At 56.9% G+C, this 14337-nt stretch carries 8 protein-coding genes and 1 pseudogene; 5 read left to right on the top strand and 4 right to left on the bottom strand.

Annotation, left to right across the window (positions count from 1 at the left end):
- Positions 1-30: 30 nt before the first annotated feature.
- Positions 31-1044 carry a phosphoenolpyruvate carboxykinase (ATP) gene (locus DHV10_RS10635; protein ID WP_109486310.1) on the top strand — a complete coding sequence of 338 codons (1014 nt, stop codon included), beginning with the start codon at positions 31-33 and terminating at the stop codon, positions 1042-1044.
- Positions 1044-2339: an MFS transporter gene (locus DHV10_RS10630; protein ID WP_109486309.1), complete on the top strand. Its 1296-nt coding sequence runs from the start codon at positions 1044-1046 to the stop codon at positions 2337-2339. The genes DHV10_RS10635 and DHV10_RS10630 overlap by 1 nt, the downstream gene beginning before the upstream one ends.
- Before the next feature lie 103 nt (positions 2340-2442).
- Here the strand turns inward: DHV10_RS10630 and DHV10_RS10625 are convergent, their stop codons facing one another.
- Complete coding sequence (locus DHV10_RS10625) at positions 2443-5289, bottom strand: serine/threonine-protein kinase (RefSeq protein ID WP_275425908.1); 2847 nt, start codon at positions 5287-5289, stop codon at positions 2443-2445.
- On the bottom strand, positions 5250-5825 hold the full coding sequence (locus DHV10_RS10620; protein WP_109486307.1) for a sigma-70 family RNA polymerase sigma factor: 576 nt from the start codon (positions 5823-5825) through the stop codon (positions 5250-5252). The genes DHV10_RS10625 and DHV10_RS10620 overlap by 40 nt, the downstream gene beginning before the upstream one ends.
- A 377-nt stretch (positions 5826-6202) precedes the next feature.
- On the opposite strand from DHV10_RS10620, the gene DHV10_RS10615 reads away from it, so the two are divergent.
- The 3 genes and pseudogenes from DHV10_RS10615 to DHV10_RS27740 all read left to right on the top strand — a co-directional run bounded on the left by DHV10_RS10615 (position 6203) and on the right by DHV10_RS27740 (position 9586).
- Entirely contained in the window at positions 6203-7885 is a 1683-nt protein-coding gene (locus tag DHV10_RS10615) for a hypothetical protein (RefSeq protein WP_109486306.1), read from the top strand.
- A 3-nt stretch (positions 7886-7888) separates the two neighbouring features.
- Positions 7889-8338: pseudogene (locus DHV10_RS28255) on the top strand (hypothetical protein); the annotation flags it as partial.
- 585 nt (positions 8339-8923) lie between these two features.
- Positions 8924-9586, top strand: a complete 663-nt coding sequence (locus DHV10_RS27740; RefSeq protein ID WP_239461458.1) for a hypothetical protein — start codon at positions 8924-8926, stop codon at positions 9584-9586.
- A gap of 80 nt (positions 9587-9666) precedes the next feature.
- On the opposite strand, the gene DHV10_RS10605 is transcribed toward DHV10_RS27740, so the two are convergent.
- A complete protein-coding gene (locus DHV10_RS10605; protein WP_162601416.1) occupies positions 9667-12141 on the bottom strand; it encodes a beta-galactosidase in 2475 nt (824 codons plus the stop codon).
- Between the two features lie 32 nt (positions 12142-12173).
- On the bottom strand, positions 12174-14333 hold the full coding sequence (locus tag DHV10_RS10600) for a glycoside hydrolase family 2 protein (RefSeq protein ID WP_109486303.1): 2160 nt from the start codon (positions 14331-14333) through the stop codon (positions 12174-12176).
- Positions 14334-14337: the final 4 nt, after the last annotated feature.

Genomic DNA, 14337 nt, shown 5'->3' with positions numbered 1-14337 from the left:
TCGCATCATACCGCCAAAGTCTCCGATCCTATGTTGACCATTGAAGAGATACGCACCGCCTTTGCGCGATCGGAGCCGGTGCAACTTGCTGACCCGGTGCTCGCGCGCTTTTCGATGCCGCTGCGGGAGGTGTTTTATCCACTCGGCTTTCCGCTGCAAATTGAGACCAATTCCGAAGAGGTGTTGAACTCGGCTGCGGTAAGCTGGCAGGGTTTCACCAAGCTCTTCGATACTCCGCCGATCAAACTGAGGGTCGGCGTTACCGGTGGGAGCGGTTCGGAGTGCCCTCCAACTCCCACGTGTCGAGTTCAACAGCATCTCGCCACCAACATTGCGGACCAAGAGAACTTTTCCGTTGTAGACCTCTCCCGAAGCAGCGGCCAGATCTGGCTGACGGAAGCTGCCGTTTCGCATCGCGGATACCTTCGCTACTTCTTCCTCGAATCTGCTGCGATGGCCATTCTCGCAACCTCCTATACCACCGCAATCCACGCGGCATGCATTGAATACAAAGGATGCGGCATCCTGCTGTGTGGTGATTCTGGCGCAGGTAAAACCTCTCTATCGTACGCCTGTGCAAGGGCAGGCTGGACCTATATCACGGATGACGCGAGCTTCCTCGTCAACAACCGGACTGACCGCTTGATTGTGGGCAATTGTAATCAGGCGCGATTTCGCCCATCCGCCGTCGAGCTCTTCTCTGAGCTCGCCGGCAAGCAAGTGGTCCAGAGAGCGCAAGTCGGCAAACCGTCCATCGAGCTGACACTTCAGCCACTCCGGCACATCTCCGCAGCCTTCACCTCGCGGATCAACTACGTGGTGTATCTGAACCGGCGGACGTCTCCTCATCAGGAGTTGCTTTCATTCCCCATCGAAGTCGCGAGGCTCTCCATGGAGCAGACCCTATTCAGTCTTCCCGCGACTCGACTAACCCAGTGCGTCATGATCGACCATCTTCTGGATGATGGGGCTCTGGAGCTTCGCTATACGAAGTTGGACTGGGCTGTAGATCGATTGGCACGGCTCGCTGAACGGGGGCATTGATGAGTACTCCGGCCCCATCTGTTGACGCTTCGATCGTGCCCGCTCTGCAGTCAAAGCCGCGTATCCGCGCTCGCTGGCCCATTGCGAGCCTTGGCAGGCCGTTCTGGATATTCTTCGTTGCCGCGCTTTTTATGGACTTCGGTTTCGATCTTTACTTCTTTCTCTACAATCTCTTCCTGCTGAGCCTGCACTACGATGAGCGCGCAATCGGCATCATCAGCAGCTCGTTGACCCTGGGCAATCTGATCGCCACCCTTCCGGTGGCCATGCTAGCGCGCCGGTATGGTCTACAGAAGCCCTTGCTCTTCTGCTTCATCGCTGCACCGATCATCTGTATAGTTCGCGTACAGCTGCCCTGGATGGCCGCGCAAATCGTTTTCGCATTTCTCACCGGCGTCGCTCTCAGCGCCTGGCCTGTATGCTTCGCCCCAATGGTGGCCAAACTCACGACCGATGACACGCGAGTCTTCGCGTTCAGCTTCACCTTCGCGACGGGTATCGGAACAGGCACGCTTGCTGGTCTGGCAGGCGGTTACCTGCCCATCGCCTTCCGCTCGATCAGCAAACTTGCCTCTATGACCGCAGGGATGCGTATCGTTCTGATCGGAGCAGCTGGAATCGTCATGTTCGGAGTACTTCCCATTTCAAAACTTCGCATGGCAACTCCTCCCCCACCCGACTCGTGCAAGCTGCGCGTACCTCATCCCTTTCTGCTGAAGTTTCTAGCAGCGTTCGCAATGTGGAGCCTGGTTACTGGCTCCTTTGTTCCTTTCGCACCTGTGTTTTTCGAGAAGCAAAAGGGTGTTTCGCTGCAGCACGTCGGTTTGATCTTCTCTGCCTCCGAGTTCGTCCAGTTCTGCGCAGTGCTGCTCGTTCCATTCGTTTACCAGAGGATTGGAATAGTCGGCGGGATCGTCATGGCACAAATTGCTACCGCGGCGGCGGCAATATTCCTCGGCCGCGCTCATTCGGCCGGATATGCGGTGTGCTGGTATTTGGCGTTTTCAGGCGCACAGTTTACCGCCGGTCCCGGCTTTTATGGCATGCTGATGAGCAGAATGAAGGACTCTGAACGCAGCAGTGCCTCTGCATTGCAGAATATCGCCGGTGCTCTGTCTCAGGCAGGAGCCTCAGCCTTGACCGGCATCCTGATCGTACGGTCTGGTTACACCAGCGTTTTCGCAGCCAATGTGGGACTCATCATCGTCTCCACAGCAATTGTGATGATGTTCCTCAGCGACAAAACCGCACCGCATATCGCGGAGGAAGCACCGGGGCCCTCCTCACGACTTTGATAGCTACTCATTGAGCAACGCGAGCTGAAGCCAGTACATTTCGCAGGTCGTCTCGCTTAACGCTGACGGCGAATCGACGGCGCCCTCGCCGTCGGCCACACTCCTATCGACGCACGCTGCATTCAAATCGAGCATTCGCCAGCGCCACACGAAACCGTGCATTGTTCCGATCAGCCGGGGGGAGCCGTTCTAAAATCTCGAGGGAAATGCTTGATTCCTCGAAAGCCTCATCGCGGTTTGCCGGTCCTAATGCTTTTGCCAGGTTCGTGTAACTTTCAGCTAATGCGATCTGATTCGCCGCGCTTGAGACTTCCTTTGATAGCGACTGGCGCGAAGCTACCGCCTTTCGATAGTACTCAATTGCTGCATACTTTTCTCCTCGTTCGATCAGCAGACTGGCGAGGCTCGAATAGCTAGTGGCCAGATGAGCATAAACGAAGAAATGCTGGGCATCGTGGCCCAGCAGCGATTCCTGCCTTGCTATCCCACTTCGCAAAACATTCACCGCCTGTGCGGCCTTGCCCAGCTTCCCCAGAGCCATTCCGACCTTACCCTCGCTGAAAGATAGATCGAGACTTGCTTGAAAGTTGTTCGGATCTATCGCCGCAAGGTCGCGATCAATCCTAAGAGAAGCTTCGTACTCTGCAAGTGCGCGCGGAAATTGGCGTTCGCGCATGAATACGTCCCCGATCATCTTGTGCGCGAGAGACAGGTTTCGGCGGCCTTGCGCATCCTTTGGGTCGGCGGCGTTCAGCGATCCGAAGAGAGCCAGTTCTTGCCGAAAATGAGCCAGTGCTGCAGCAGTGTCATTCGTTGCCAGCAGAGACAATCCTACGTTCTGATGTGAAAACGCTAACTGCCTTCTGTAGTGCGAATTATTCGGATCGACCTTGACCAGACCTTCGCGAATGTTCAGACCCGTGCGGAGATTGTCGAGCGCCTCCGCCGTGTCACCCGTCTGTTGAAGTACATAGCCAAGGCCGTCCACACTTGCCGCCAAATGGATTTTGCCGTCTGGATCGGAAGGACTCGCGGCGACAATCTGCCGACTGAGTTCTGCTGCTTTCCTGTATTCGACCGCTGCTTCGTTCAGTGCGCCGGATGATTGCAACAGATTGGCGTAGTGGTAAGTCTGAGTCGTTCGTGCCTTCTGAAACTGAGTATCGCCTGTCAAGTTCGTGGGAGACGTCTCGTACATTGCCAATGCAATCCTCGAATGCTCGAGCGCACCGGCAGTATCACCGGAAAAGCTGAGGACATCACTGATCTGCTGGTGCGTTGACGCTAGCGCAAGACGCGCCTCCTCATTCCCCGGGTCTGCCCTCGCGATTGGTTCCAAGATCGCCAATGCCTTGCAGAAACTATCCAAAGCTCCTCCGGAATCACCCAGGTTCGGATAGATGGGATCGCCCTGGACTTTACCCACTTTCTTATACGCCGCGGCTATTTCCATCTGGAGCGCGCGGTCTCCTGCTGCCTCGGCGGCAAGTCCCCCCAGATACTCCATGGCACGCTTCACCACCAGTGCACGGGCTGGCGTAGATCCAGGCAGAAACTCGATGGCATCATCGAACTCGAAGAGGAACGAATCCGCGAGCTTCCTTACATCCGCAAAGCGCCTTTCGGCCCGGCGAGCGTTCGCCGAAGCAATGCGCGCTTCACGTACCGTTGCCGCTACACCACCCGCCACGGCAAGCAATACGAATGCAGTTGCCAGTACGCCCACCTTGTGTCGCCGCACGAACTTGCGGGTCCGGTAAGTTACGGAATCCGGCGTTGCCGCAACAGGTAAGCCCTCAAGGTGTCTGCGGATGTCCGCCGACATCTGTTCTGCAGAGGCATAGCGTCGCTCCGGCTCCTTGTTCAGTGCCTTCAGAACAATGTTGTCGAGATCGCCTTTTAACTGCTTCTTGCGCTTTTCTGCTCCCAGAGACGCTCGCGCAACGTCGACCCCGTCACGCATACCGCGTCTACCTGGAACGGCGCTGCTGGGCCGTCTTGGCTCGATGTCGCAAATCGATCGCGCAAGCTCATGAGGGGCAAGCGTTCCCTCCGAATAGGGAGACTTGGCTGTCAATAGTCGATAGAGCACGACGCCAAGAGAATAGATGTCGGTGGCGGTGGTGATCGGCGCGCCGCGAATTTGCTCGGGACTGGCATACTCCAGAGTCATTGCGCGGTAGAGAGTGGTGTCCAGCTTACTCCCTGAGGTATCGAGGATCTTCGCTATCCCGAAGTCAAGCAGCTTCGGAGCGCCATCTTTCGTAACCAGGATGTTGCTCGGCTTGATGTCGCGATGTATTACGAGCCGCTGGTGTGCATACTGGACTGCAGCGCAGATTTGCGTAAACAGTTGCAGGCGTGCTCTGAGTTGGAGATCGTGTTCATCGCAGTATTGGTCAAGAGGAGTGCCTTCAATCAACTCCATTACCAGGTAAGGCACGCCGGCTTCAGTCGTTCCCCCATCGTATAACCGCGCGATATCCGGATGATCGAGCGACGCCAGAATCTGCCTCTCCATGTAGAAACGTTCCAGGAGGCGCGGCGTCTCAAGGCCTACTCGCACGAGTTTCACTGCCACCTGTTTATCGAACTGGCCATCCACGCGTGATGCGCGATAAACCTCGCCCATGCCTCCTCGGCCAATCTCTTCAACAATTTGGTATACGCCGATTCTGCAGCCGATGTAGCTGTTTTCGTATGCGCTAGGAACAAGGCTGCGAACATCGATTACAGGAGTGTTCAGGAATTCCTCACCTGCCTGCTCATAGCAGCACAGGAGCGACTCCACCTCGACCTGCAACTCCCGATCACCTGCACAAGCCTCGGCGACGAATCCGGATCGTTCGTCGACAGAGAGATCGATAGCGCGATCCAGGACCTCACGCACCGCTTGCCAGCGGCCCGTGTTCACGGCGCAGAACTCCGATCGAGTTCGCGAAAGAGCCATGCCCGTGCGCTCGCCCAATCGCGCTTCACAGTCGACGGCGAGACCTTCAACACCTCAGCGGCATCGTCGTTCGATAGGCCAGCGAAGAACTTTAGTTCCACGACTCGGCATTGCTGCGGATCCATCTGAGCGAGTTCCTTCAACGCGTCGTCCAGTGCAACCATATCCACGTCTGGTGCCAGTGCCTGACCTAGCGCTTCGTCCAGACTGACTCGCGGAACGTCTCCCCCACGTTTCGAAGCGCGACGGGTGCGGGCATGATCTACCAGAATTTGTCTCATGAGCTGCGCCGCCACGGCAAAGAAATGAGCCCGATTCTGCCACTCCGGCAGCTCTTGCGCCACCATGCGGACGTATGCCTCATTGACGAGGGCGGTGCTTTGCAGAGTATGGCCTGGACGTTCGTTCTGCAGGTAACGAGACGCGATGCGCCGCAGTTCGTCATATACGAGCGGAAGAAGGGAGTCGAGCGCTTGCCGGTCTCCGCTGCGCCAGCGAACCAGTAGTTCTGTAACTTCCGAAGAAGGACCTGACACGAAGTTTCCCCACGTCGCGCGTGGGAAGCGCGTTGGCGAAGCATATCCTCCTCATCTTCGCAAGTCAACATAAGAAAACATGAGGGACACTGCGCCTATGCGCCGAGGGTGCGAAGTTCCAGATTTGAGCATCACAGGTCGGTCGGAATCCCGGAAAGGGCTCTGATTTTTCCCTCCAATTCTTAAGGCGAAAACTCATCTCCGACCGGATCATCGAGAACTGAATTTCTTCTCCGGCGTGACCCACTTCGCACTTCTCTTTCCGCCTTTCTCGTTAGGGACCGCACTCCGCGGAGGCCACAGCGACGCTCTCCTTTCTGACCCGCCCGCTGCGGACATCGCTGAGTGTGCACTCAGAATGCTTCGTGAGGTGAAAGATGTCCATTCCCGTTTCGCGTTGCTCAACTTCGATGCTCCTGCTGCTGATCTTTACCCCGATCGCCCACGGCCAGCAGAAGTCCTCTGCGGCTCAGTCCGACGACCTTCATATCAAGAAGAGCATCACGGTTGGAGGGAATTTCGTTTCGGCCTCAGAGAGTTCCATCAGCGGAGCGCGCGAGCGGACCGTCACTCAGACTCCCAATGGAACGACCATCACTCTGCGGCAATGCGACCTTAAACGCACGGTCACACTGAACGAGCAGTCCCAGACATACATGGTCACCCCCGATGCGCAAGACGAGAACGCGGTAAAGGCTGCGGCACTTGCGGCTGGCCAGCCCGCCGCCGAAGCAAACGGAGGGAAAATCGTTTTGACGACCACCGTGACTGATACCGGCGAGCGGAAGACTATGTACGGCTATCAGGTGCGGCACCTCAAAGCAAAGGTGGTGCAGGAACCATCGCAGGATGCTTGTACGCAGGTCCGGCAGATGTTTCAGATAGATGGGTGGTTCGCGGATATCTCGAAGGAACAAGCCGCCTGTATGTCGTTTGCGCCTCCCGTGCAGCAAGGGACAGGCTGCAGCGACAAGCTGATCGAGAAGCGCGTCGGCAGTGGAAAGCCGGGATATCCGATACAGGAGAACATCACGATGGCGACTCCCGACGGGGGCACGATGACGATTGGCCTCCTGACATCGGAACTTACTAAGCAGGAGAAGCTGCCTGCTGAAATGTTCGATGTGCCCACTGGTTACCGTCAGGTCAGTTCCACCGCAGAGTTGAACGGAGCCGTACCCCAGGCTGCCCCGCCGTCGCAGATGACCCAGGCAGCCGCGCCCGCGCCTCAGCAACCGATACCTCAAGGCGGAGCACAGGCTAGCGCGGCTGCCATGAAGTCGACCCTCCTCTCCGGCATGCTGAACCCGATGGCCGCGCCAGCCGCGAATCAGGCTGCCATGGCCCAAATGCAACGGCAGATGGCGATGATGCAGGGCGGCGGAATGCCGCAAATGGGCGGAATGCCGCCAGTGAACGGGGGCAACCAGCCTGCGGGCAGCCAAATTGCTGCCCCGCAAGCGCTGGGACCCAAGGCACCCGGGAAGATCCGCATCGGTGTTGCTCCCCCAGATGCTCAGGTCGGTCAAGGCAACAACACCGGTGGGGACTACAGCACCCCTATTCGAAACGCCGAGATAGCTCTGATGAGTGGACCTGCAATCGAGGTGGCCGGGCTTGACTCGCACATTGCCATGCAACTCCAGGCTGAAGCGCAGCAAAAGCAATGTGATTACATCCTCATATCAAGTGTGGAGGTAAAGCACAGCACGGGCGGCGGCTTTGGGAAGTTCGCAAAGTTTGGAAGCATGGCGGCAAGCATGACGCCCATGGGAGCCATGGCACACGGAATGGGTGGCGCGATTGCGGCACAGGGTGCCGCAATGGCGGCCTCTCAGATGGCGCAGAAACAGGCCATGAACCAGCTCGCCGGCTTCACCGGGCAGATCAAGTCGAAAGATGACGTGACCGTGCAGTATCAGTTGGTTCCCACCGGACAATCCGCGCCGCTCGTACAGAACTCGCTTAAGGGCAAGGCCAAGTCCGATGGCGAGGATGTACTGACGCCGCTTCTGCAACAAACAGCAAGCGAGGTGCTGGGTGCAGCCGCGAAGAAGTAGGTCGTGCTTCTTTACTTGTCAAGCTTTGAGACAGCCTCGCCGACCTCGATTCTCTGCCGGAGGATAATCGTGCGCACTCGAATAGTATTGTCCGGGCTGGGTTGCCTTGTTCTCCTGTTGGCTGTTTCTGGGTGTAAGAAGAAGAACGATGAATCATCTGCCGCTTCAGATTTTGGTGGGTTCAAGGCGAGCGGCAATACGCAGCCGAGAAGAACATCCTCGGCACAGGGACAAACGCAACCGGCAGCGCCGGTTTTGACCCCGACAAGCTCAACGATCGGGCGAAACGGAGGTACTCTCTCCTCATCGGACGGGAAGCTACGGCTGTCCATTCCGCCCGGAGCGCTTGTCGCCGATACCGAGGTGCGGATTCGACCTGCAATCGACGACTCCGAAGAGAGCTTCGGACCCATGTATGACCTCAGTCCTGAAGGCTCGATGTTTGCCGAGCCGGTCACGATTACCTGGAATTTAACGAGCGAAGATCTTGCAAGGACCAATCTGGACAACTTGGTCGTGAGAAGCAAAGGGTCCGACGGGAGATGGACAGTCCAATCGGACGTGGAACGAAATGAGGCCGACCGCACCATCAGAGTCTCTGCCAGACATTTCTCGCGGTGGGATCTTGCCATGACCCTCCGAATCCAGCCATCCGTAGCGAAGGTGTTCGTTGGTGATTCCATTGAGCTAGACGCATTCATTGGGACTACGCGCCTGAGCCCACCGGCACCAGACAATGACAATGAGACACCAGGAACAGCTAAAGGCAATGATGTCGTAAACCACACTAAGCCAAATTCGGATGACGATTCCCTTGATGTTCCGGGAGACATAAGAGCCCGGATGTATCGAGACGTTTCGTGGCAAGTCAACGGCCGTAAGTGTGGAACTCTTGACACGGGATTGGTTGGAACACACATGGTGGGCCTCTACGAGATCGATCAAGCAGCACACCAACCCGCCGAATATATAACTCCCGACGATCTGCCCTCCCCCAACCCGGTTACTGTCAGTTTCGAAATCAGGCTAAGAGTTTCCGTGCCTAAAGGAAAGAGTTTCACTTACGCCGAAAAGAAGATGATCGCTACGGCGCTGATCACCGTCTTGCCCCGAGAGGACCACTGGGTTGGATTCTCCAACATCACACAGGGAGCAGACGAGAAGGTTAGCAGCCAGTTCACATTCGCACAGGCACCGAAGGACCAGAAAGGTCCTATTCGCACCTATGAGGTCCTTAACGGAACGGTCGGATACAAGGGTCCGAAGACTGTATCCGGCGGAGCCTGCACATTGTCGATTTGGCCGTCATCCCAGGTGCTGAAATCGGGGCCGCCCACGCCAGCAGTCCTGGTCAGCGACATGGTAGGAAGCCAGGGAATGCTGCGAGTCGACATGTCGAATCCAGATCAATGGTTGATTGCCGGACAGGGAGACAGCCAATGGCTGGCCGATTACACCACACATTGCGAAAACGGAGACGGGACAATACAGACCGGGGTGCACGCCGGATGGTGGCCCCTCAATCCGCTGAACATGGCGCCCACACCCGTGACAGTCACCGCGGGCAAACCACCGAACATCTACGTGAAGATTGATGGGCCGATGGCGAGAGGAACGGTTCACCTCACATACGTGGGTTACAAACCTGCACCCCTCACCCAACGGATGGGCAACTTCTATTGCCAGACCAAGGCGTACTGACCGGTCATCCTGTGCCGCAATCGCGCCGGACATGATCTTTCTGGAAGCAGACACTCAGGCAGCGATTCATCTGGGTCGAGTTAGTCGGCCCCTATCTGAAATAGAAACTTGTATTCCGGAAGGAGCGTTGCGCGCTTCAAATCTTCCACCTGCTCTCTGCCCTTGAAGCTTGGCCTGAATCGCTTCTCTATGAAGATCGGGGCGTCCTCCCTCAGCGGAAGAATGCTGATCTCAAGTGGACCATCCGCCAGCGTGCGCATGAAGCGGCGCAATCCGATCGTCCACTCAGCTCCGTTGTAGAAGTTGTCAGTGAGAACTTTGCCATTTGAACTTAGCCGCGCTACGTCACCCGTGTAGTCAACTTTCAGAAACAGGTTGCTCAACGTTTCGCTCTGGGGAAGGCGCGGCACGGAGATCGCCCACTTCGCCGCAGAATCGAAGGAGGTTTCGCTCGGAGCTATTGCTACCCCCTTAGGCCGCCACGACAGTGGTGATCCAAGCTGGACAGGTGAAACTTCACCAGCATCCCTTAACTTCTTCACATCGAACGCAATGCGTTCCTCAGGGACAGACGCGGCGAATCGGTTTAGCTTCCCAGCTGAACTCAGACTTAGTTCTCCACCGCTCGCGAGCCTCAATTTGCCGACCGAGGGAGGATAGATCGTGAAGCTGCAGTGAGGATCGCCTCTAGACAGCAGCACGAATGACTTTTCGTCGGCAAAGAATCCTCGGTCAGTCACAAGGAGATGCGGCGAGCCATCCACGTTTGTCTTCCATGCGTTCTCGGCTTCCTGAGTTGACAAAAGGATCAGCCGTACCTCAGGCCCCTGTCCAAGCCTGATTCGAACTTCGTGGTCAAGGCCGGTCTGCAGCTGAGAGATCGTGATGCCCTCTGGGTGCTTTTCAACCGATGCTCTGCCCGCACTTACATCTAGCTCAGGTTCGTTCTTGAGGACAAACGTGGACGGGATTCCCGGAGTCTGTACGAAGAGGAAGACCTCTCCTTCACTGTCCCGGAATCGAGTAAACAACTGCGCGGTAGCGTACTTCAAAGTAGAGGCGCCAAGCTGAAGATTGAATGGCCAGATGAAGTAAGAGCCTGAGGGAATATCGATCGGCTTTTTTGGTATGTTGAGCTTCGAATCCGGGAGCAGTACCTCGAATTGCGCACTCTTCCGGGCGGGCATGGTCGCCCCGCGCACGTAATTGTTCACGAACAGAAATCCACGTTCCCCATTGCTACGAACCGAAGCACGAACGACGTTGAGATCGTCAGCACTCCTGGGAACGATGTCCGGCACGTGAACTGACATCTGCGCTAACTCGCTTCCGAAGTCATTCAGAAAGTAATGAAAGACTTTCAGCTTCCGGAATGACGCGCGCTCCTCGCCGAACTCGCTCAGGGGAGCCTGGAAGTCATACGATTTCATCGGCACGTCTGTCGGATATCCGGTAGCCTGCGACTCCTGTAGTGTTGTTAAGCGTCCGTCAGGATTCTCGCCGCCCTGAAACATGTAGTACCCGTAAAGGTTTGCTCCTGACCCGAGCATCACCGGAAGCATCGCTGCGATATCATCCGGCTCAATCAAGGGCCGCCGATGGTATGTGTCTTGAACTCCGCCGCCTAGCTCCGCTGTGAGAAAGGGCGTATTCCAGCCCGAGGCGTTGGTCTCGCGCGTTTCGTCGATGTCTCCCGTATCTCCCGCGACCCTGTTGCGGAAGCGAAACATGTATACCTCATTCGGTGACAGTGCCGTGATCGACGAGTCCCACGGCGCGTCAGGATACCCGCCAAACACCGGCAGCACTTCACCCTTCGGCACTACGGCGTTATCCCATCCGGTCACGGTGTAGAGAGGAACATCCAGGCCACCCTTGATTGCAAGCCTCTTCAGCGCGAGTATGTACCGTTCACCTTCCAGAGGGCCCCGCGCGGAGTATTCATTCTCGAGTTGGACTCCAATCACTGGCCCGCGATCCTTCCACAGCAAACCGTTCAGCTGAGCTCCGATCTGCGCGTACAAGCCTGCAACACTGGACATAAATGCCGGATCATTACGCCGCGTCGGACCATCCTTGATCACCCAATCTGGAAGGCCGCCGTTTCGCACTTCTCCATGCACCCAAGGACCGACGCGAACCAATAGGTACAGCCCATGTCGTCTGCACAACTCGGCGAAATGTCTGAGATCCTTCTGGCCCGCCCAGTCGAATTTTCCTCGAATCTCCTCATGATGGATCCAGATCACATATGTAGATACAATCTGCACTCCTGCAGACTTCATCTTGAGGAGTTCTTCCTCCCACTCGGGCGCCGGCACACGCGAGTAGTGGAATTCCCCCATCACCGGCAGCCACGGCCGGCCGTCCATCGTGAGGTACATCGAGTTGATCCCCAGGGTATGACCAGATGCGGAATGCGAGCTGCCTTCGCGGTAAGACGTCGCCCCTGGGACCTGCAATGGCCTGCGCGCATCAATCACCACGAGCTGCGCCACAGCAGCGCAAGTGAGCGGCCCAAAGACAAGTGAGAAGAAAAGACTACGCAACATCATCGGTCGTCGCTCACGCAATCTCATCCACCTCGCTAGCGCTGCGCTGCCTCAACCAGGTATTCCACGGTCATCGCCGAGAAGTCCGTAGGTCGGATTATGTCCACGACAATTCTCCTGATCCCAGCCGATGAAACTTCGATCTTGAACGACTGCGAGGAGCCAGGATGCAGATCAGGAATGCTCACCTTTCCACCATCCATCGCCAGATCGTCATATCCATAAGCGATCCAGCGCAGCGAGTAGTCTCGCAGAACATATCCTGGGAGCCTTTCCCGCGCTCGAAGCTCAACTTCAAATCGACTCTCGTCGAGTTTCCGCAACACAGCCCTCTCAAGCGGGCTCGCCTGCATGCGCAAAGCTTCAAACGAAGGTTTTCTGCGCCCGTACAGGTCCACCACGCCGTGTACCCTTTGCCGCATCGCCCCTTTCCCTTTATCTCCCACCAGCGTGCGGTAATCGTTATAGTCGAAGTAAATCGCGCCGGCGACCTCCGGAAACTTCCGAAATACTTCTGTGTGGGAATTCACAATCGCAACGCGATTCTCGTCTCCGGGCATTATCTTCGGCTGGCACTCGCACCAGCCATACTCTGAGATGACAATCGGCTTCTCAGGAAATGCCTTCCGAATCCCCTCAATGCAGGCTTCAACGTCTTCCGGACCTCCGGGTGTCCAGCTTCCGTAATACTCATTTGCCGAAATAAAATCGAACTCGCCCGCCATATCTGCGCCGGGATGGCTTCCCAGCGTGTGCGAAGCATAAGTCTGCAACCGCGATGGATCGAGCCTGCGAGCCTCAGCGCTCATCGCGCGTGCAAATTGCTTCGACCGTGGATTCTTCCCGTCTACTTCATTGCACAGGCCCCACGCAACGATGCATGGATGATTGCGATCGCGCCTGATCATCTCCCTAAGCTGTTCAAGCCCGTTCTGTTCCAGGGCGTGCTGAACATCGTCTGTTGTCTTCAGGAACGTCTCCTGTCCCCACGCCGGCACCTCTTCCTGCATCAGGATCCCGTGCCGATCGCAGAAGTCCAGTACGCGCCGATCCTGCGCCCAATGCACGCGCGTAAAGACGCAATTCAATTCCTTCATGTCCCGGTGATTGCTTTCTATCCACTGTGTCATCTCGGCAAAGCCCTGCTCAGGATGACTCCCTGCCATGCGCTCCACACCGATCAGAGAAACCTGCTCTCCATTCAGATAGAAGGCGCGCCCGCGCACCTCGAACCTGCGAATACCAAAGTGCTCATTTACCTGATGACTGCCCGACGAACTCTCGAGCTCAATCAACGCCTGATACAGGTGCGGCGAATCAAAGTGCCAAAGCTGAGCGCCTTTCAGGGTCATCGGGCCCAGCTCGACCGTCTGCTCTCCGCGCCCTTCCACACTGATTCCGACTGGGCCCAGATGCAACAGCTCTTCCGCGCTTGCTTTTTGGCGAATCGCAGCTCGGACATTCGCCTTACCCGCCCGCAAATCAGCGTTGCGAACCACAGCCCGCATCTTGATCTCAGCCGAACCGCTCACCAGATCCGGAACCGCATCGATTTCCACCCGTTCAATAAACATGCGCGCCGTTATGAGCAGGTTCACCGGACGGATTATCCCGCCATCGTCCGTCCAGTCATAACACTTGTTGCGCGGCAGCATCCGGTCGCCCGGCCGATTATCAACGCGCACCATCAAGGTGTTCTCGGCCCCATTCGCCAGGCGATCTGAAATATCAAGAGTGAAGGCCGTGTAACCCCTGCCAACATGTTCCCCGACAGCCTTCCCGTTCAGAAACACGTGCGCAGTGTGGTTCACTGCTTCAAACTCGATGCGCACACACCGCGATGCTGCCCACTTATTCGGTGCATCAAGGCGGAGGCGATACCATGCCACCCCGACGTACTCCGGCGATCGGCCCAGCGACTGCCACGTATGCGGCACCTCGACTGCCTGCCAGCCACTCGCGCGCTGGGCTATTTTTGCGGGATCTGCAGACCCCTCAGCGTCCATCTGAAACTCCCAGCCATCGCAAAGCGCGACTATTTCGGACTCACGACCGCCTGCATCGACTGCGAGTTTCTCCGGCTCACCTGTCTGCGCCCCCAGAACAGCTAACCCGCTTGCGGAAACAGAACTCAGGAATCTACGCCGGGTTTGCACATGCACCTCACAGCGGATAACGTTGTGTACGTCCACCATATAC

It is taken from the genome of Occallatibacter savannae, from assembly GCF_003131205.1.
Lineage (GTDB): Bacteria > Acidobacteriota > Terriglobia > Terriglobales > Acidobacteriaceae > Telmatobacter > Telmatobacter savannae.
This window is presented reverse-complemented; position numbering and strand designations above follow the sequence as displayed.

Excerpts from the sequence above, each read along its gene's own strand:
- DHV10_RS10625 (WP_275425908.1), bottom strand. The coding sequence starts at position 5,289 with ATGGCTCTTTCGCGAACTCGATCGGAGTTCTGCGCCGTGAACACGGGC.
- DHV10_RS10600 (WP_109486303.1), bottom strand. The coding sequence starts at position 14,333 with ATGGTGGACGTACACAACGTTATCCGCTGTGAGGTGCATGTGCAAACC.
- DHV10_RS10630 (WP_109486309.1), top strand. The coding sequence starts at position 1,044 with ATGAGTACTCCGGCCCCATCTGTTGACGCTTCGATCGTGCCCGCTCTG.
- DHV10_RS10635 (WP_109486310.1), top strand. The coding sequence starts at position 31 with ATGTTGACCATTGAAGAGATACGCACCGCCTTTGCGCGATCGGAGCCG.
- DHV10_RS10605 (WP_162601416.1), bottom strand. The coding sequence starts at position 12,141 with ATGATGTTGCGTAGTCTTTTCTTCTCACTTGTCTTTGGGCCGCTCACT.
- DHV10_RS10615 (WP_109486306.1), top strand. The coding sequence starts at position 6,203 with ATGTCCATTCCCGTTTCGCGTTGCTCAACTTCGATGCTCCTGCTGCTG.